The 19,572-nt window shown below is 37.7% G+C and carries 18 protein-coding genes; 10 read left to right on the forward strand and 8 right to left on the reverse strand.

Annotated features, from left to right (window positions below):
* The 4 genes from WC747_03775 to rnpA all read left to right on the forward strand — a co-directional run.
* Positions 1–240, forward strand: a 240-nt coding sequence (locus WC747_03775) for a hypothetical protein (GenBank protein MFA5999108.1), incomplete at its 5' end; no start/stop codon positions are given.
* A 29-nt stretch (positions 241–269) separates the two neighbouring features.
* Positions 270–1,205 (forward strand): thioredoxin-disulfide reductase, encoded by a 936-nt coding sequence (gene trxB / locus WC747_03780; protein ID MFA5999109.1) that lies wholly within the window; start codon positions 270–272, stop codon positions 1,203–1,205.
* A gap of 86 nt (positions 1,206–1,291) precedes the next feature.
* Positions 1,292–1,435, forward strand: a complete 144-nt coding sequence (gene rpmH, locus WC747_03785) for a 50S ribosomal protein L34 (protein ID MFA5999110.1) — start codon at positions 1,292–1,294, stop codon at positions 1,433–1,435.
* 21 nt (positions 1,436–1,456) lie between these two features.
* Positions 1,457–1,801, forward strand: a complete 345-nt coding sequence (gene rnpA, locus WC747_03790; GenBank protein ID MFA5999111.1) for a ribonuclease P protein component — start codon at positions 1,457–1,459, stop codon at positions 1,799–1,801.
* Positions 1,802–2,045: 244 nt separating this feature from the next.
* Here rnpA and WC747_03795 read toward each other — a convergent pair whose 3' ends face one another.
* The gene (locus tag WC747_03795; protein MFA5999112.1) at positions 2,046–4,085 is read right to left on the reverse strand and encodes an EndoU domain-containing protein; all 2,040 of its coding nucleotides are present in this window, start codon (positions 4,083–4,085) and stop codon (positions 2,046–2,048) included.
* 194 nt (positions 4,086–4,279) lie between these two features.
* On the opposite strand from WC747_03795, the gene WC747_03800 reads away from it, so the two are divergent.
* Positions 4,280–4,846, forward strand: coding sequence for an NAD(P)H-dependent oxidoreductase (locus WC747_03800; protein ID MFA5999113.1), 567 nt, complete (start codon positions 4,280–4,282; stop codon positions 4,844–4,846).
* Between the two features lie 2 nt (positions 4,847–4,848).
* On the opposite strand, the gene WC747_03805 is transcribed toward WC747_03800, so the two are convergent.
* The 4 genes from WC747_03805 to WC747_03820 form a co-directional block, all read right to left on the reverse strand.
* On the reverse strand, positions 4,849–5,478 hold the full coding sequence (locus WC747_03805) for an ankyrin repeat domain-containing protein (protein ID MFA5999114.1): 630 nt from the start codon (positions 5,476–5,478) through the stop codon (positions 4,849–4,851).
* Between the two features lie 630 nt (positions 5,479–6,108).
* Positions 6,109–6,327 (reverse strand): hypothetical protein, encoded by a 219-nt coding sequence (locus WC747_03810; GenBank protein ID MFA5999115.1) that lies wholly within the window; start codon positions 6,325–6,327, stop codon positions 6,109–6,111.
* Positions 6,328–6,488: 161 nt separating this feature from the next.
* Positions 6,489–7,937 carry a PhoH family protein gene (locus tag WC747_03815; protein MFA5999116.1) on the reverse strand — a complete coding sequence of 483 codons (1,449 nt, stop codon included), beginning with the start codon at positions 7,935–7,937 and terminating at the stop codon, positions 6,489–6,491.
* A 223-nt stretch (positions 7,938–8,160) separates the two neighbouring features.
* Positions 8,161–8,511 (reverse strand): hypothetical protein, encoded by a 351-nt coding sequence (locus tag WC747_03820; protein ID MFA5999117.1) that lies wholly within the window; start codon positions 8,509–8,511, stop codon positions 8,161–8,163.
* A gap of 243 nt (positions 8,512–8,754) precedes the next feature.
* Here WC747_03820 and WC747_03825 point away from each other — a divergent pair, with 243 nt between their 5' ends.
* Together WC747_03825 and thrS are read left to right on the forward strand one after the other, a co-directional pair.
* Entirely contained in the window at positions 8,755–9,603 is an 849-nt protein-coding gene (locus WC747_03825; GenBank protein MFA5999118.1) for a hypothetical protein, read from the forward strand.
* A 139-nt stretch (positions 9,604–9,742) separates the two neighbouring features.
* On the forward strand, positions 9,743–11,464 hold the full coding sequence (gene thrS / locus WC747_03830) for a threonine--tRNA ligase (GenBank protein MFA5999119.1): 1,722 nt from the start codon (positions 9,743–9,745) through the stop codon (positions 11,462–11,464).
* A gap of 132 nt (positions 11,465–11,596) precedes the next feature.
* Here the strand turns inward: thrS and nth are convergent, their stop codons facing one another.
* Complete coding sequence (gene nth / locus WC747_03835; protein ID MFA5999120.1) at positions 11,597–12,247, reverse strand: endonuclease III; 651 nt, start codon at positions 12,245–12,247, stop codon at positions 11,597–11,599.
* 27 nt (positions 12,248–12,274) lie between these two features.
* On the reverse strand, positions 12,275–12,544 hold the full coding sequence (locus tag WC747_03840; GenBank protein MFA5999121.1) for a hypothetical protein: 270 nt from the start codon (positions 12,542–12,544) through the stop codon (positions 12,275–12,277).
* 91 nt (positions 12,545–12,635) lie between these two features.
* On the opposite strand from WC747_03840, the gene WC747_03845 reads away from it, so the two are divergent.
* The 3 genes from WC747_03845 (at position 12,636) to WC747_03855 (ending at position 18,368) form a co-directional block, all read left to right on the forward strand.
* A complete protein-coding gene (locus WC747_03845; GenBank protein MFA5999122.1) occupies positions 12,636–15,305 on the forward strand; it encodes a sigma 54-interacting transcriptional regulator in 2,670 nt (889 codons plus the stop codon).
* A 137-nt stretch (positions 15,306–15,442) separates the two neighbouring features.
* Positions 15,443–16,396: a site-specific tyrosine recombinase/integron integrase gene (gene xerA, locus WC747_03850; GenBank protein ID MFA5999123.1), complete on the forward strand. Its 954-nt coding sequence runs from the start codon at positions 15,443–15,445 to the stop codon at positions 16,394–16,396.
* 220 nt (positions 16,397–16,616) lie between these two features.
* Complete coding sequence (locus WC747_03855) at positions 16,617–18,368, forward strand: penicillin-binding transpeptidase domain-containing protein (protein MFA5999124.1); 1,752 nt, start codon at positions 16,617–16,619, stop codon at positions 18,366–18,368.
* A gap of 60 nt (positions 18,369–18,428) precedes the next feature.
* Here WC747_03855 and WC747_03860 read toward each other — a convergent pair whose 3' ends face one another.
* Positions 18,429–19,454, reverse strand: a complete 1,026-nt coding sequence (locus tag WC747_03860) for a hypothetical protein (GenBank protein ID MFA5999125.1) — start codon at positions 19,452–19,454, stop codon at positions 18,429–18,431.
* Positions 19,455–19,572 lie beyond the last annotated feature (118 nt).

Raw genomic sequence — 19,572 nt, forward strand, 5'->3', positions numbered from 1 at the left:
CTTGATTCTGTTGTTGCTGAATATGTTGGATACCAAGATAATTTAACCGTGAGTCCTCAAGACATTAAAGCGATTTTACAAATTACCCAACGATCTCGGTTAAAAGATTTTCTCTACTTCCCCTTCTTGAAAACACAACTCAACGGCCAAGAATTTCCCGTTGAAGGAGAAAGCCTTGTTCAATTTTGTTTACGCGAAAAATCGGTCAATCATATTATTCATCATCTAACGAAAAAATAATTCGGACCCCAATACATTGGAACCCAAACATGCAAAATTCCACACGCTCTTTAGTTATTTTAGGCGCAGGTCCTGCTGGACTTACAGCAGCTATTTACGCGGCACGCGCAAACTTAAAACCTGTTATCATTGAAGGCCCTAAGCCTGGTGGCCAGCTTATGGGAACTACCGACATTGAAAACTGGCCTGGATCTGGCTCCATTAAAGGCCCTGAGCTCATGATCAATATGGCTGATCATGCTAAAAAATTTAACGTTGAAACTATATCTGGCTCAGTTACTGCTGTAGATCTTTCCCAAAAGCCTTTTGTTATAACCGTTGATGGAAAAAAACAGATTCAGGCACACAGTATCATCATCGCTACAGGAGCAACACCAAACCAACTTAATTGTCCCGGAGAGGCAGAATTTTGGGGCAAAGGTGTGTCGACATGCGCTGTCTGCGATGGAGCGTTTTATAGAGATCAAGAAATTATTATCGTGGGCGGCGGAGATTCAAGCATGGAAGCTGCTTCTTTTTTACGCCGTAATGGCAATAAAATAACCATTGTCCACATTGGCGACAAACTGACTGCATCGCATGCGATGCAAGCTCGAGTGCTGGACAAACCAGAAATTAACATCATTTACAACAGCACGGTTACGGCTATCCATGGCAAAGATGGTAAGCTCACTGGTGCTACGGTTGCCAATCAGCTCACTGGGCAAACTCAAGAACTGAAAGCGGATGGACTATTTTTAGCTATCGGCCTTAAGCCAAACACTACCATGTTTGCCGGTCAAGTTGAGCGAACTCAAACTGGTCACATAGTTGTGCATGATTTAGTTAAGACATCGGTTCCTGGGGTATTTGCAGCTGGTGATGTGCAAGATCCAAAGTATCGTCAAGCCATTGTTTCTGCTGGTTTTGGATGTATGGCTGCCCTTGAAGCTGAAAGATATTTAGCTGACCAGCATCTGGATTAGATGTTTGTATTGCAAAAAATCCTATATTCTTTACAATATTACTTATGAAATAGCTATTTTTCAGTCCAAGAGAAAAGGTTCTTCTTATGTCAGTAACATTTTTTAGAAAAAGTCGCGTTAAACGTAACAGAAAACACGGATTCTTAAAACGTATGTCTACCAAAGATGGTCGTAACATCATCAGACGTCGCCGAGCAAAAGGCAGAACTCGTTTAGCAGTTCATGCATAAGCTTTTGCTTAGGCAGTAAACGTGAATCTTGAATCTATGCAAAACGCATCTAAAAATCTTTCAAAGTTCAAAAAGAAAGAGCTTGATCACTTCTTTAATACGGCAACGTGTAAAAAAAAGAATCAAGCTTTTACTTTTTTGACGGCTCCGACAATCTCTCTACCATTCGGTAGAATTTTAGTTATCGCATCCCGAAAATATGGAAACTCTCCCGAGCGCAATTTACTTAAACGTAGATGTAAGGCTATTTTCTGGGAAGAAAAATTATATGAAAAAAAGATCGATCTTATAATCATTGCTCGACCTTCTGGAAAAAAATATGATTTCGCTCAACTTAAAGAACTTCTGCTTGCAATTTTTATCTAAAGCCGATCGTATCATCTCAAAGCTTCTCATTTTTTTAATCATTTTGCTTCGCCCGCTTCTAGGACAACAAAGCATTTGCCCGTTTGCCCTGGGTTGCACTCAATTTGCGATCTTACAGCTGGAGACTGAGTACTTGTATCAGTCGTTGCCAGCCATCTGCAAACGTCTCTTAAGTTGCAACCCTGTCTCGATCTGGCTGAAAAATAGAAGGCAACATTAGTTGCCCTCTACCGTTATATCAAAATTATGGCAATGGTTGTTGTTTTTTAGGTGTTAATGATAATACTTTTGGTGTTCTCCCAGATGAACTTGCTAATAGAGCTGTTGCGGCTGCAGAGCTTGCCGCTATTCTTTGTTGTTGCTCTACTGATTTTGTTGTGGGAAGCATTTCGCGTTTAACGTACTGTTGTAAATGTTGCTCATTTGATGCAGGTGCTGCTGGCTTTGCTGATATTTTTGCCACTGGTTTTGACTGATTACTAAATAAATTACGATCAACTACATTTTTTTCTAACGGTGCGACTATTGTAAACTCTGTTTCATCATCATCTAAATTTCTTGATTTAGTATTTTTTGATGATGCTACAACACCACTACTCATTTGTTCAAATAAATTTTTAGATGGATCATTTTCAATAAATCTTACCTCTGATTCTTTTCTTATTGGCTTTGTTGACGATCCAAAGAAATCCTCTAAAGACAGTGAACTTTCCAATTTCAAAGATGAATCCAACCTCTGTTGATCTTCTTTTTTAGATTTTATTTCTTCTTGCTGTTTTTCTTTTTGCTCTTTCAGCAATTGTTCTACATTTTCTATAACAGGATATGCTGTTATTATAATGTTTTGGTTACGTTTTGGTGCAACTAGATTTACCTTAACGCCCTCAATCTTTATTGAAGCATTAACCCAACCGCTTGTGTCATTCTGATCAACAGCCCATGTAATATTTTCTTTAAGTGCCTTTTTTATAGATCCTATTATATCCGCAGGTTTCCACGTTGTTGGAAATTCTGTTTTTTCAATTGTTTCACCATGACCACTAAATGGATTTATTAAAAGATAATAAGTAGAACCATTACTATCTGATACTTTTTTTGAAATTTTCACTAAACCAAATTCTTGTAAGTTTTCACTAGTACCTCCTAAATGCCCACCTTTAAATTTAACCAAAACTTTTCCAGAGAGGCCTGCTTTAATGGAAGGATCAATGCGAATAACATGAGATCCTTGTTGCGCGTCACTTAAATCATCATTGATAATGGCAACAAAATATTCAACTACTTCTTTTACTTCGTTAACCAAATCGTTAGGTATCCCTCCATTCATCTTTGCAATTTTCTTAAGAGTTTTTAAGGCCTCTTTATACTCTTCATCACTTGTTTGGAATTGCTCTCGGTTTAACAATATATTTACCTGATCACGAGCAAATACTGGACGACCTCCACTATCTCTATTTTTACCAATTGACTGTCCTAATCGCTTACGAGGTTTTGGTATCTCTGGCGTACTGCGAAAAGAGCCCTCATTTATACCTTGCAGAGGAGACTGTCCTGTATCATTGTTAACTGTCTCTGAAGGTATAGGAGGCGTCATTGATTGACCTAACCTACTCGATGATAATTTCTCATCAGTTCTAGCAGACCTTGGTTGCTGATTAAATGGCGATGGCGAAACATCATCTGTTCGTACTAGCGATGGAGATTCCTTTGAAGTTGGCGTGCCTTCAACCTTTTGCGCTAGGTCTTTTTCTATGTTTTCTAAAAATAGGCCTATTCTAAAAAGTACCCCTTCACGCCTAACTGGTTCTGGCGTTCTAGGTTCACCTTTGATTGACTCTTCCAACTCATCTTGTGACGGTCCACCATAAGCAGCACCAAATGGTCCTCCATAACCAGCCCCAGACGGTCCTCCATAAGCAGCCCCAGATGAAAAATTGTCTCCCTGCCTTGATGGAGATGAGGTATCTTCTTGATAGTAAGAAAGTCTTTTTGTAGGCGTAATATTACTTCGTTTTGACGAATCTAACATTGAATTACTCAAGTTTTGAGGAATTTGACTCCCTAGTAGTGTTGATGAAGAATCTGCTTTCGATTTTGGAATCGGAAGCATTAACTGTTGGCTCGACAGGGGTTGCGGAGGCTGTTGTTGTTGCTGCAGATACTGTTCATATTGCGGCGGCTGTTGTTGAAAATACCGTTGCCGCTGAGCTTGCCCACTACTGCCTAGCATTAACCCATGCGTCACCGTAACAACACATAAAATTCTTAATAAAAATCTTTTCACTTTTGACACTCCCCTACGTATAAAAACAGATGCTTCAAGAATGGCTTTTATGCACGTAAAGAAGCAAGAGGAGAGCAAATCAGGAGCAAGGATCCATAGAGCAAGACAGTAATTTTTAAAAAAAGCTCAACCATCTCTTTACTTTCAAAAGGTAAAACGCTTATGCTACTTTCAATGGGAAATGGAGGTTTACCATGAAAGTTTATGCAATCTTTGCTAATGACAATACCAAAGGGACCACGTACAAGATCTTTGAGCAAGCTGTAGCAACGCTTACACAGCAAGGTCACGAGGTTGATATTTTAGATTTATATAAGCGGGAAAAAGATATTCCATTCTTTCGGCACGATCGAGGCCTTATGGAAAGTCATCCGTTTTATCTAGAAAATAAAGAACGTTTTTTACAGGCGGATGCCCTTTTGATAGTGTTTCCACTTTTTTGGTACTCAGTACCGGGAATTTTAAAAGCGTGGCTGGATATGATTAACGGCTGGGCTTATAAATACGAAACGGGCTTGCACGCAAACCCGCTTCATAACATAAAAAAAGCATTTATTTTATACAGCTCAATGCAAGGCAAAGAGCATTTGGAAAAAGGGTTACATAGCCCTGTTGAAAAACAACTGTGCGAAACCTGCAAGTTTATCGGGATCCCCGAAGTTGAAATTTATTTGATCGACAATGTTACCAAGATGACGTCAGAAGATATGGAAGAACATTTACGGAATATTACCAAGATTTGTAAAACATGCGTTGGTTAATTTTAATGCAGAGCAGTTACTTGATATGATTCTTGTTCATAAAACTGAACATACAAAGGCTTGTTCCAAGAATTTATTATTAATATTCCAGCACCACATAAGCTACATGCTCCAGTAACTAACAAAGTCCAACCTAGTAAGTCCCCTGCCATAAATAAGTCTGCTAGTAAAACAAATGATGTTAATGCAGCGCCTATCCAACACAACCCAATAATTGCAAGAATTTTACCTATTGAAAAACCAGAACCCATTTGTCCAATAATAACTTTTACAAATTCAGCATTTTCCATGGTTGTCACTTTTGCTTTATGCTTAATCATCTCTAAAATAATTGATTTATATCCATGATCTATCGCACAATCCAAAGCTGTTGTCCCTGACTTATCTAACATATTTACATCAACATTAGACTTCAAAATAGCTTTAACTATTTTTTTGTCACCAGTAAGCACTGCCGCATGCAAAACTGATTGTCCTTGCTCGTTGCAGATTGTTGTATCTGGTTTAGACTTTACCCAGGCATTAACCGCTTTGCGATTGCCTTTTGAAATCTCATAAAAAATGTCGACTGCTTGAAAAATTGATGCACTCATCAGAATCGAAGCGCACAAGAAAAATTGTAACTTGTTCATAGGACCCCTAAAAATGTAACCCTAAAGTTATAATAACATGATTAGAGTAACATTATCATGGCCTTCCGCAACAGCCTGACAGGCTAATGCTAGAGGAGTGAAAAAGGGTTGAAAAAGTAGATGAAAATATTTTTTAGTGATCGGTCACCACAAACAATCACCAATTTTCAAGCATTCAACTCTGTTCCTCAAGCCGGAACAGGCTCCCAAATGTTCTTGCCAACACTTGGGGAACGGGCATCTAAGTGGAGTGCCACTTAGATATCTCCCGACGGAAATAAAAATGCATTCGCCGATTCTGCTTCGTTAACACTACCCAGGCTTCGCACAAGGCTACGCCGGGCAGGCTGCAGGGCTTCATCGCAAAGTATTTCCTGATGAGGAAGCTTGATTCTTTAATCCGTTTTTCTTGAGCTTGAGTCGGAAAGATACGCGCATTCGCCTTTGGCTCACCACGCTAAGCTTTCCTGATAATGAAACTATTTTATAAATTTTCAGCACATGGGTCCCGGATTAGGTCTTCGCTAAGGCTACGCCCCACAGGCACGTCCGGGATGACGGGAGCAAAAGTATATTTTACGCTAAAGAATTATGAGCATCTATCATCAACGATAAAAAATTAATTAAATTTTAGTCATACCCAGGAGTTAGCTCGTATGCGCCAAGGGCAAATACGAGTATTAACTCCGACTCAAGAATCCAAGTTATTATGGCATACCCAGGAATTAGCTCGTATGAGCCAAGGGCGAATGCGAGTATTAATTCCGACGGGAGATATCTAAGTGGCACTCCACTTAGATGCGTGATTCCAAAGCATGCGCATCCATGCTTTGGGTGCCTTCGCGGCATGAGCGAAACAGAAGATTAAATTAAAAAATGATGGTTATTTTTGGTGACCGATTAGCTTAAACAAAAAAAGAGGGGCACTGAGCCCCTCTTTCTAAAAACATATTTGACCAATTTAATGCTGGATACCTGGGTCAAGCCCAAGTATGACGAGTTGGAAAAACCTAAAGTAGTTCTTGAACTAACCGCGATATTTCACTACGTTCACTTGTTGGTAAAAATACCGATCCAAAAATCGACTGACCTTTAAATCGATCAGTAGCAACTACAAGTCCATTGGTTGAAAAATCAAGATACGGAACATCGATCTGATATGGATCACCTGATAAAATAATTTTACTTCCAGATGCCACGCGGCTCAGGAGTGTTTTAATTTCATGAGTTGTTAAGTTTTGCGCTTCATCAATAAAAATAAAATGACGAGCTATAGACCGACCACGCATGTAAGAAATTGCTTCAAGGCTTACTTTGCGCTGATTAATCAAATCATCAAGAGAGATAATCGGATTTGATCTTTGCTCTCTGCGGTGAAAGTTTTTTTTGGGGAATCGACGATTTCTTGAATGTCTATTTTCTTCATGAAATCTTGAATGCCTACCGCTGTCTTCATACGGTTGCTCTTCGTTATCGTGAAAAGCACCTTCTTGCGCTGCAAGCAAACGGGTAATCATATCAACGTTGTCATACATCGGCTGCATCCAACCGCGCAGTTTTTCTTGCACGTCACCAGGTAGAAAACCGATATCATGACCAAGTGGAACAACTGAACGAGCAATGGTCATTTTGTAATATTCATTGCTGACAAGCACATTGTACAAACCAACAAATAACGTTAAAAACGTTTTTCCTGTTCCGGCAGGACCAGTAAGTGATACCATCGAAATGTCGTTATCGAGTAAAAGATCGAGCGCCATGATTTGATGCATGTTTTTTGCTACGATGGGCCAAGCAATTTTTGGCTGAAAAACTTCGCGGAATACGCCGCCGCCACGATAGCGAAATATTCGATTTTTATATTCATTACCCTTGCTGTACAACGCTATAAATTCGTTACATTGAACAGTGCCAGCTTCTACTAAATCTTTTAAAAGCGAAGGAAATTCTTTGCGTAGCTCTACGCCTGGAATATCAAATTCTTGCCAGCCTTTATAATAATTTTCAGCAAGAACGAGTCCTCGCATATAATCTTGCGATTTGATACCTAAAGCATCAGCCTTGATTCGAGCGTTAATATCTTTGGTAACAAAGACCACGTCGTAGCCGCATGCTTGCATAGTTACTGCAACCATTAAAATTTTATTGTCGGTAATATCAACGCGCAGTCGTGGTTTTTTTTCTAAAGTGCAACCATCTTCAAATAAAATTTGAACGACGGTACCGTTTTCAAGCTGAACACCATCTTTTAAAGATCCAGATGATCTTATTTTATCGAGATGTCGAGCGATTAACCTAGCACTTGCTCCACGACTTGAATTTTCTATTTTTATTTTATCAAGCTCTTCAAGCACCATAATAGGAATGCCTACACGAGCCTCTTGAAATCGGAAAATAACTTCAGGATCTTCAATTAAAACATTAGTGTCTAAAATATAAAGTTGCTCTTTGACTGCCATGCATGTCCTTTCTTTGTAAAAGTTACTGTAACTTTTTTGAGCCATTTTTTTAGTAATCTTTTTTATCTATCGTTTTTAAAGTGATCTTTTTTAAAGCGATCTTTTTAGAAATCGTATCTTACTAAATTTAAGGCATAAAAGAAATAACTGATCACAATGTCTAATACATAGAGTTTTATGATTTTAAACCTAGATTGCGCTTATGGATATGAGCTATGAAAGTTTATTTGGATTTATCAATTTTAATTATCTTGTCATCACACAACGGCGATAGACAAAACACAATGCAACATGCAGAACTTACAAAAGCCGTTGCCCCTATCAAAATAGACGTGTTACATTTATTTGCATCATTCAATGTTGCGTTTAATTCTAAATGATTCGTATAGGCAGTTCTTAAATAATCTTTCAATTTGGCATTCTCTTTCTTAGAATCTTTTAAGGCACGGTTCAACTCTTCAACTTGTCCTTTTAATGCCTCAAGCTCTAAGTTTCCAGATCTTTCTTCTGCAAATCTCTCAGAACTACCAGCTTGATAACCACTACTTCCAACAAAATCACTATTTGGACTCATAATTAACGAACTACTTAATGATGGCAATGGCAACTCAGATTCCGTTTTGCGGTTCGTTAAAGAGCATTGCAAATCACAACAAAATAAAACTAAACATGAACATATTATTTTTTTTAAAAACACAGCAATATCTCCGAATTTTTGTTATACTTATTTTTCAATAAAAAGCCTTAAGACTCACAATAATGGATTGTAGCGCCATACAAAAAAATAAACAATATTTTTTCACAAAGGAATAATACAATGAAAAAACAACTTTTAGGATTATTAATAATTTTTTCAGCTGCAAGCTGTTGCAAGGCAGAAGAAAAACCATCAACTTCCACCGATCAATTGCCTACTGCTGATAGCCAATTACAAAAACAGACCGAATTGCTCGAACATCAAAATAAAATATTAACCGCTTTACTAACCTTACAATATGAAGCGGCTGTGCAAAAAGAAGAAGAAAAAAAAAATCATCATCAACAATTACTCCGTAAACAGGCTGCTGCACAAGCTAACAAACCATGGATAGATAAAAAATCTATAATGAATCTGAGCATGCCAGACCTTAATCTTGAATATCCGAAAAATGAAAATTGTCCTCTGGCAAATCAGGCAAATATGTTTTATGACAATCCATTAGATCCTCAATCTGTTGCTGTTCTTCTTGCCATTGATGAGCTTATTATCGATACTTTTGATAGTTATTTATGGCCTACCATTCGTTCAATCGTAATCAATAGAATTGCTACAAAAATAGCTTCAACAGCTCTTGAAAAAATAGATGAAGTCGCAGATAATACAATTGGCATACGACCTTGGGAGATGCTATCTTCTTTAACGCCAACAGAGCGAGAGCATAACCAATTACTCCGCTCCACAGAAATCAGCAAACTCATGGCTAAAATGAAAAACTTACAGCAAGAAGTAGCTCCTGAAGAATTAAAAAAAGAACTGACGCGTAAAATTAATGAACTTAAAAATATTGCTAGACAGCAAGACGATGAACGTACTGCTCGCGCTAATAGCGGAATTCCAGCAACTGGTAGCAATGAAAGAAGAGAGTCTAGACCAACAGCAGAACCTACCGTAGAAGAAGTAGATTAATAATCGTTTCAATAGTAGAAATTTTCCACTCAGAAAAAAGCCTGCTATACTCATTGGCAATGACCCGGCTTGGCACAAAAAGCTACGCCGAGGCAAGAAAAAAGAAAAAAACATATCCCAATGCAAAGGATACTAACCCATGAAGCCAAACAAACAAACCGAGCAGCGCCTCGAAGTATTACGACACTCTGCTGCTCACTTACTCGCACAAGCGATTACACAGCTTTTTCCAAATACCATCCTGACCATTGGACCTGCAACCAAAGAAGGATTCTTTTACGATTTTCAACCTGAACAAAATTTTGTTCAGTCAGACTTGCCAGCAATCGAGCAACGCATGAAAGAATTGGCTGATAAAAATTATCCAATTACCCATGAAGATATTTCAAAAGAAGAAGCACGAAAACTGTACAAAAATAATCCATTTAAACTTGAATTGATCAACGGTATCCCAGGTGAAACTGTTGGACTTTCTCGCCAAGGTGATTTTTACGATCTTTGTCGTGGTGGCCACGTACCGTCAACTGGCGATATCAAAAGCATCATGCTTACGGGCATTTCTGGATCTTACTGGCGTGCTGATCAAAGCAATGCACCATTGCAGCGTATTTCAGGTACAGCATTTTTTAACGACAAAGAACTACGCACCTACCTAATGCAAAAAGAGATGGCTGCAAAATATGACCATCGAAAACTGGGTAAAGAAATGGACCTGTTCTCATTTCAAGATGAAGGAACCGGCTTTCCTTTTTATCACCCAAAAGGTGCTTTCATTATTAACAAACTTAAAGACTTCATTCGCAACATCTGGACAAACAACGGTTACCATGAAACCATAACGCCAACCATTTTAGACGTTGCCCTCTGGAAACAATCAGGTCACTACGAAAATTATAAAAAACACATGTACTTTAGTACCGTTGAAAATAAAGAGTATGCGGTCAAGCCTATGAACTGCCCAGGGTCAATTTTGATTTATAAGCAAAACTTACACTCATACCGAGAGTTACCCCTCCGGCTTGCAGAATTTGGTCACGTGCATCGATTTGAACTGTCTGGCGTGCTACATGGACTCTTCCGCGTGAGAGCTTTTACACAAGATGACACACACATGTACTGCGCACCTGAACAAATTGAAGCTCAAATTGTCAGCTCGATTCAAACTATTGACCAAGTGTGGAAAACATTTGGTATCGAAGATGTGCACTATGCAGTTTCAACCAAACCTGAAAATGCTATGGGAAGCGATGACCTTTGGACTATCGCAATCGATGCTTTAAAAAATGGTCTGACTAAAGCTGGAAAAGAATTTGAAATCTATGAAGGCGAAGGTGCTTTCTACGGACCAAAAATTGAAGTCACGATTCATGATTCAATGGGCCGCTCATGGCAATGTTCAACGGTACAAGTTGATTTCTTCATGCCACAAAATTTTGAATTGTACTACATCAATAACAAGGGCGAAAAACAAACCCCAGTTATTATTCATCAAGCTATCCTTGGTTCACTTGAACGATTCTTTGGAATCATGCTGGAACATTTTAAAGGACATTTTCCATTCTGGCTGTGCCCGACACAGATCAAAGTTATACCAATTACTTCTGATCAGTCGGAGTACGCACAAAACATTTACAAAGCACTGAAAAGCGCTGGGCTGCGAACTGAACTGGATGAAAGCTCTGAACCACTTTCTGCAAAAATCAAAGTGGCTCAAATGGAAAAAATTCCATGGATGCTCGTGGTTGGCCAAAAAGAAATGGAAGCAAACACCATCACCCTGCGCCATGTAACGGGCAAACAGGAATTTGGTTTAACGCTTGAAACCATTTTAGAAATGGCACATAAAGAAAATAAAGTTTAGATAGATACCCCTCGATACAAAATCGCAAGCGATTTCACTCGGGGCGAACGACTGAAAAAAATAATTCATAAACCGCCGTTCGTCTCGAGTGTTTTGCTTTAGCAAAATGTATCGAGAGATAGTCCTTTTAGATTAAACCTTATTTTTAACAATCTCAGAAATTTCCCTACACTGCTCCAGATCACACCGTTTCGACTTACATATCGATTGGCCCCATTTGACCAAAAGATAGTTCCACTCTATCCAGTATTTTTCTGGCAAAATTTTTTTAAGCGCAGCCTCAGTCTGCTCAGGAGTCTTGGTTGCAACCATACCCCAATGATTTGATAAACGATGCACATGGGTGTCAACGCAAATTGCCGGAATATCAAATGCTTCGGCTAGAACCAAATTTGCTGTCTTTAAACCGATACCTTTGATCGAACGAAGCAAGAACAGATCTGCTGGAACTTTTCCATCGAATCGATCGAGCAAATCTTGAGAAACTGAATGCAACCGTTTGGCCTTGGTTTTGAAATAATTAATTGATTTGATTGTTTGCTCGATTTGACTGAATGAGAGCGCAACCATCTCTTGCGGCGTTTGTGCGAGCTTAAAAAGTTCTATGGATACTGGCAACGTGACCACATCGCGCGCTTGCAGGCTTAAAAGGCAGCTGATGAGAATGTGATAAGGGCTTTTGCCATATAAAAAAATAATCTCCCGAGTCATTGGCTCAGGAGACTTTTTCGTGTCTTTTTTAAGAATTTCTATGATCTGATCAATTCTAAAAGTATTTTGCATGCTACTTTGTTACTTTTTAAAATTGGATTAATCAGGCCAAGGCGGACAAACTGGTTTTGGACTTGGTTTTATAGGATTTGGTTTTCTTGGAAAATTTGGTTTTTTTGGCTGTGATGGGATATTTTCTAAATTAAGAACAAATCCTGCTACGCTTAACTCCGTTACATCCAGTGTTTCAGTAACGTATCTAGCTTGTGATGATTGAACTAAACCGAATGAAAGAATGGTCATAAAAAAAAGAAATCTTGAAGATTTTGCCAAATCAGATAATTTATAAAGAAATGATTGAGTAAGCACGATACTCCTTAGAAAGTTAACAAACACGTTTAAATTTCAGAACAATAATTACAAAGAGTATAATAAGGCACTACAATAAGGTCAAGGTAACATGAGTAATTTTCTAACAATTTTTCAACAAGGCATAGATTTTTTATCGAGTGCTTACATTGTAATTCCAGTACAACTTGTTTCAATTGTAATGCTTTCAAAAATTGTAACAAAGCTAACAACCTTATTGTTCACGCACAATAAATTTAAAGATAAAAAGATTCTATTTTTACTTTTTATTATTCCGTTGCTCGCTTTAATGATAGAAAACGTTTCTTGGATTACTAAATTCATTATCCCAAAAACATCACTCGCTCGTAGTATCAACTGTCTTGCTTGGATTTTTAGCTGCATTAAATTTCACAGTCTTATTTTATTTTTGGAACAACTCACCGACAAAAACTTTTATTTAAAATTTTATCACAAGATCTTTTTCATCCTAGAATTTGCATTGTGCTGCTCATTTATTATCAGCACCATCCATCAAATTCAGTACGGAACACCTTTTCCATTTGTCATTAATATTTATTACATCATGACCATTTTTTGGTTTGCAAGCATGATCACTATTTTAAAAGGATTATCTCACCAATCACTGCCTATTGTCTTAAAACAACAGCTTAAAATTCTTTTCTTTTATCTTTTATGCCCACATCTTATCTGTATTTTATTAGAATTTTTACCAATCGTGCTTTTCGATAAAGCTCAAATTATTGCATTTTCAAACTTAAACATTATTTTTATCACAGCTAGTTTATATTTTTGCTTTAAAAAAATTATGCAATTTCGATTCCTTAACCTATCAGAGCATGTACAAGCTCAACCAAGTATCAATATCACTACCAATTTCAAAGATACAATGGAACAAATCAATGTAGCATGCAATGAAGGTGAAATTGAGCACATCGTGCAAAATTTCTTTCAAGAACAGTTCCTCATTTCAAAATCAGGAATTACCACTTACATTCGCTCTAAAAGCGAGTCTGAAAATAGTACCCAGCAAGAGATCGAAAGCTTTTTGAATAATGATCATGCAACGTTTAAACCCATTGAACTTCTTATAAAGCATAAAATTTTAGTCAGACATGAAATTGAATTTGATAAATTTTATACAAGCAACCCGATCATTACAGAGCTTTCACAGTTTTTAAAAACTATCGATTGTGATATTTTCCTACCGATTTTAAATAATAAAAAATTGATCGGTTACATCACGGTTACCAATGACAATGCACAAACTATTTACAACCTTGATCAACAAAATAAAATGATCGTGCTTGCACAGTTTCTAGCTCCAGCAATTCACTTGCTCCAACATAACAATGTGTACGTTATGCTCCAGGAAACTAAAGAAATCAAAGAAGAACTATACGCAAAACACCAAGAAATTAATCAATACAAAGAAAGTATTAAAAAACTTTTAAAAGATCGTGTTGAAAATCATATCGGCGTTATTTTTTACAAAAGTAAACATTTTTCATTTAAAAACGCTGAAGCCCAAACACTTCTTGGTATCAATCCAAACCTGCAACCAAACCATTCAACAAGCGCTACGCTGAGCAACTTTGCACAGCAAATTGAACGATTTCAAACAGCTCAGACAACACACATGACCACGCAAAATGGTTCAAAGTTAATAATTTCTGGTATGCCGCACGCAGAACCTTCTGGTGGTGTGCTACTTATTTTGAGAAACCCTGAGGCAACAGATATCATCAAAATGCAATTTGATGCTTTAAAAGATCCTTCAAAACGCGATTATTTGTTGTATCTTGAAACAACAAAAGCTGGCCAATCGATTAATAAATTGCTACCAAGCAATCACGAAACTATATTGAATGCTAAAATTCAACTGCTCGAAGCTGCTCTTCAAAAAGGCGCTTTACTGCTTGAAATGCATCAAGATGATATAAATCCAATAGTCGAAATTGTTCATCAAATGAGTGGTAAAGAAACACTACACATTTTAACTCTGCAGCAAGGGCAAGAAGAATGTGCTGTAAAACTGTTTGGCATCAACCCACTTTTAAGCCAGCAGCGAGAAATAGCCCTCTTGGAAAAACATACGACAGGCACGCTCGTTATTAAAAATGTTGAATTACTCGATATCACGTCACAACAAAAATTAGCTTATTTCATTCGTTATGGAATTTTTTCACCACTCAAAAGCGAGCAGCGTAAATTTAGTAGCGCTCGAATCATTTGCTCAACAAGTCACAAATTACAAACCCTTGTAAATGATGGCTTGATTGTTCCAGAGCTTTATAACGAACTTAAAAGAAATTCTCAAAACTCTATTTTACGCCTGCCTTCACTTGTTACGATGGATCATCAAGAACTTTCGCTCATCATCGATGGATTTATGTATCAAAACCTACAAGACGTTAGCAGCAAATCCTTAACGCCTCTCAATTACAAAGAAAAAGATGCTTTAATTGAAAAACGCATCCCGAGCTTGTTTGAATTCAAACAAAAAATTCAAACACTTATGATGATGAAATCAACAGAGTCAGGCAAGGGCCAGGAAGAAAAATTAAGCGGTCCTAAAACGTTTGACAGTTCATGCCCTGAATTGCAACTAGCTACACAGCTTGGTAAACATGCGCTTAAAGACATTCAACTTATGACATCTTTGTGGAAAAAATTAGGTAGTCAAACAAAAATTGCTGATTTACTTGGCGTCAACAGATCGTCGGTGAATAGACGTTGCAAAGATTTCCATTTAATTTAAATTAGGCACAACCCAGGCTTCGCTTATGACTTACAGAGCTCCGTTCGTCCTGAGTGAATTTTTGTAGAAAATTTGTATCGAAGGATAAAGGAGCTACGCCGGGCCACGGTACAAAATAATTAAAAAACGGAACCTACATGGTATACCGTGGAGGAATTGCAATGAAGTATGATCAAGCCTATGAAAAAAAAGAGGACTTCTTAACACATTTAGACGTTGAACGTAACGTCGCCCTCAACACCTACAAATCGTATCAATATGATTTAAATCAATTTTTCACCTTCTGGAAAAAAACAAACGACGCACATCCAATGTCATCTTTTACCATGCAGGAAATGCTAGAAAAATTTTTCATGCATTTGTACACGCTTAAAATACAAAAAAGTTCTATTGCCCGTAAAATTGCCTGCTTTAAATCGTATGGCACGTATCTGCATAGCTGCAATATTTTAATCAATCTGAAATTGACAGCACCTCGCATTGATAAAAAATTACCAAGTTATCTAACAATTGAAGAAATCACGTATCTTTTAGATATCTTGCCTGACAAAGATTATCCTACCAAGCGCCCTTTGCGCGATAGAGCTATGCTTGAAACATTGTACAGCACAGGAGTACGATGCTCAGAACTGACCGGTATGAAACTCTCTGACATAGACTTTGACCAAAAATCTATCTTGATTACAGGAAAAGGTAATAAACAACGGATTGTGCTGTTCGGAGAAAAAGCAAAAGAAAAAATGTTGCGCTACCTTCGAGAGGAACGCGTTATCGATTTAAAAAATCATGACAATGATTATTTTTTCCTGAGCACCAATGGAAATAAATTTATTGATCGCACGCTGCAAGACATTTTAAGCCGACTTAGCAAAAAATTACCTCATAAAAAAATACTAACTCCTCATAAACTTCGTCATTCATTTGCAACACATTTACTCAATGCTGGCATGAATTTGCGAGCGCTTCAAGAACTGCTGGGCCATGCGTCGCTGTCAACTACTGAACGGTACACGCACATTGCAACGAAAGATTTAAAAGAATTGTACCAAAGAATTAATCCTATGGCGTTTTTGAGTGAAAAAAGCGAGTAAAGACTAGAGTTCGATATTACCCCCAGTCGTTCGCCCTGAGTGTTTTTCGAAGAAAAATGTATCGAAGGGTAAAAAATAATTATCCCTCGATACAAAATTGCTTTGCAATTTTACTCGGGACGAACGACTTGGATGAGTAAAAAATAAACTTGCTTGTGCATTACTGACAAAAAAGATATTTTCTTTATATCCATAAAAATTATCTTAAACCAAGGCAAAAATGTTTTCACCGTACAACATGTATGATAAAAAATTAATTCACCTTTCATGGCTCATTTTGCTCTATTTTGGCATCATTGCTCTCAGGCTTGTGCATCTTCAAATTATTCAGTACCAACGCTTTGCAACATCTGGTGAAAAAAACTTTTTACGTTTCAAAACTGTTCCAGCACAACGTGGAAATATTTTAGATTGTCATGGCGTCCCGTTGGCAATGAATCAGCCGGTCACACAGCTCATATGGAAAGGAACCGGCTGCTCACCCCTCACGCAGCAACAAGCAACAGCGGTCAATAAAATCAATGAGATTTTAGGGTATGAACCAATTCCGCTGCAAAAAATTAAACGTGCTGAAAAATTTTCTACCGAAATAGTCATAGCAGAAAGCATCACGAGCCAACAATTAAGCTTGATAGCAGAACAGTGTTCAGATGTTTTAAATCTTACGTTTAAAACGAGATTTGAGCGGTTCTACCCATACGACACACTTGCGAGTCACATCTTAGGTTACTTGGGTGATATGCAGGCCGCAACATCGGGAAAAATGGGTCTTGAAAAAATTTGTGAAGAAACGTTGCGCGGAGATCCAGGAATTTTACGTCAATCGATTAACTCGTTTGGATCGCTGCTTGACTCTGAGGAAATTAAACAAGGATCATCGGGAGAAGATATTAAAACAAGTATCGATCTTGATATTCAACTCATGCTTGAAGACTGTATGTCTGATCAAATTGAAGGCTCGTGCATCGTACTTGATCCAAAAACTGGCCTGATAAAAGGTCTTGTTTCTAAACCAAATTTTCAACCAACCATTTTTTCAAAAAAATTATCTCCCGAAGAGTGGCAAGAGATGCAGCAGCAGAAAATATTTTTAAATCGCGTGTTTAATGCGAGCTATCCTCCAGCATCAGTTTTTAAATTAGTCACCATTGCTACCGCACTTGAAGAAAAATTAATAACGACACAATCAACATTTGTCTGTAACGGATTTCATACCTTTAAAGATCGAAAATATTACTGCCACAAGCATACGGGCCATGGAAAAATTTCAGCAGAAGAATGCCTTTCATATTCTTGCAACATTCCTTTTTATGAAATGGCTAAACATATGCATATCGACACCCTTGCTAGCTATGCTTTTGAATTTGGACTTGGAAGCAAAACAAATGTTCCTTTTTCAGAGCAGCACGGACTGGTGCCAACCAACGAATGGAAAATTGCAAACAAAGGTGAACGCTGGTGGACCGGGGAAACACTTTCTGCATCAATTGGCCAAAGCTTTTTACTTGTCACGCCTATTCAAGTGGCATGCATGATCGGTTCCATTTTCCATGGATATTTGGTCAAGCCACGCATTACCCTGGACAGCGAAATAGAAAAAAAACCAATCAACATCAGCAACCATACCCGTCAATTTCTACAAAACTGTATGAAAATGGTAGCTATGACAGGAACTGGAAGACGCATCATGCACAAGATTGGTAGCATGACCATTTTTGCAAAAACAGGAACCGCACAAACCAGAACCAGGCTCAACAGTGAAGATCCTGAAGACGTTGCAACCAATCGCCTGCACAAAGAGCATGCTTGGTTTGTTAGCTATTTTTATACGGACGAAACAGAACCGCTCGTGCTCGTTATGCTGCTAGAACATGTTGGTAAATCTACTTTTGCAGTCAACGCATCACACAAATTTTTAGTAAGTTATATGAAATGGTTGCGTAGTAAAAAGTTAGAAATTGCTGAAAATTAATTCATAAAAAAAAGTCCCTGCTTTTTACGGCAAGGACTTTTTTTATTTTAGTTAAAAAAACTATTTTGTGTTTTTTGTAAGTTTTTCTAGCTGCTCTTCTAAGCCTTGGCTTTGTAGCATTTGTCTGTTTAAAATATTTTCGAACGCTGCTTTTTCTAGAAGTGAACTAGCTTTATCCCATTTTTCACTGTTTATTTCTAGACTTGTACGCAAAGCACTTAGCTCTTCTTCTATTTTTTCTATCTGTCTTTGCTTTTTCTTTGAATCAGCTATAGTTTTTCTGTTTTGTTTATTTTCTGCAGCCTGTTCTAGTTCTTTTCTTCTTCTTTCTTCTCGTTTTATAGCGCTATTTGCTTTGCTTATAGCAATTTCAGATTCTTCTATCATCGAGCGTATTGCCTCAGCAGCATCATCGCCAAATGGATCTTTGTCTTTTCTTGCTTTACGATCAGCACGCTTTTGCTCTTTTTGCGCATCTTTTGCAAACTTAACAACTTCTAAAGTACGACCAAGCTGTTGCTCTGCTTCTATTTTGCTTCTTCTTTCTAATTCTCTGTTTGCGCTGTCTCGTTTTATTTTTTCTTCTTTTTCTGCTCGTCTTTCTTCTTCACGAGATTTTCTCGACGCTTGTACTTCTTCTCTTTCCATATCTTTTAGCATGCTAACAACTTCAACAATTTTAAATAAATCTTGTGAAGACTGATCCTGCTGATTGTTCACTAAAGGCTCATTGTCTTGAGCTTCCTGAGCAGCTACAACAGCTCCAATTATGAAGTCTCCTTCTTCATCAGTTAAATCAACTAGCATTCCAATATTATGATCTAATGCATATTCTTTTATTTTTTCTAAGGTAACATCAGGTCCGATATTTCCAGCTATTCTTTCTGCATTATTGCGTACCCACTTTATAACAGCATCGTCAATCTCTACATTTGAATTGTTTTGCGGTGGAAGAGAATTAGTATCGGTTCCAAAGTTACGCGCTGGCGGCGGAGTCAACTGTCCAGAAAAACTAGAACCCAGCATCTCTGCTTCCATGCTCAGCAAAAAAATCGCGAGCAATAAACCTGATTTTTGTAACTTCATGAGCAACTCCTTTTTAAAAATTTTCAGAAATATGATTCAACTTACTATCAAAATTTAAAAAAAATCAACAAATTTAAATTATCTTACGCCTGCTCGCAAATAAAAAGGGCTTTGTCAC

This window comes from Candidatus Babeliales bacterium (assembly GCA_041660205.1).
Classification (GTDB): domain Bacteria; phylum Babelota; class Babeliae; order Babelales; family Chromulinivoraceae; genus JACPFN01.

Coding starts and splice junctions, on each gene's coding strand:
- nth (MFA5999120.1), bottom strand. CDS start 12,247: ATGCAAAATACTTTTAGAATTGATCAGATCATAGAAATTCTTAAAAAA.
- WC747_03855 (MFA5999124.1), top strand. CDS start 16,617: ATGTTTTCACCGTACAACATGTATGATAAAAAATTAATTCACCTTTCA.
- WC747_03810 (MFA5999115.1), bottom strand. CDS start 6,327: ATGCCGCGAAGGCACCCAAAGCATGGATGCGCATGCTTTGGAATCACG.
- WC747_03800 (MFA5999113.1), top strand. CDS start 4,280: ATGAAAGTTTATGCAATCTTTGCTAATGACAATACCAAAGGGACCACG.
- thrS (MFA5999119.1), top strand. CDS start 9,743: ATGAAGCCAAACAAACAAACCGAGCAGCGCCTCGAAGTATTACGACAC.
- trxB (MFA5999109.1), top strand. CDS start 270: ATGCAAAATTCCACACGCTCTTTAGTTATTTTAGGCGCAGGTCCTGCT.
- WC747_03820 (MFA5999117.1), bottom strand. CDS start 8,511: ATGAGTCCAAATAGTGATTTTGTTGGAAGTAGTGGTTATCAAGCTGGT.
- WC747_03860 (MFA5999125.1), bottom strand. CDS start 19,454: ATGAAGTTACAAAAATCAGGTTTATTGCTCGCGATTTTTTTGCTGAGC.
- WC747_03845 (MFA5999122.1), top strand. CDS start 12,636: ATGAGTAATTTTCTAACAATTTTTCAACAAGGCATAGATTTTTTATCG.
- xerA (MFA5999123.1), top strand. CDS start 15,443: ATGGTATACCGTGGAGGAATTGCAATGAAGTATGATCAAGCCTATGAA.
- WC747_03815 (MFA5999116.1), bottom strand. CDS start 7,937: ATGGCAGTCAAAGAGCAACTTTATATTTTAGACACTAATGTTTTAATT.
- rpmH (MFA5999110.1), top strand. CDS start 1,292: ATGTCAGTAACATTTTTTAGAAAAAGTCGCGTTAAACGTAACAGAAAA.
- WC747_03805 (MFA5999114.1), bottom strand. CDS start 5,478: ATGAACAAGTTACAATTTTTCTTGTGCGCTTCGATTCTGATGAGTGCA.
- WC747_03825 (MFA5999118.1), top strand. CDS start 8,755: ATGAAAAAACAACTTTTAGGATTATTAATAATTTTTTCAGCTGCAAGC.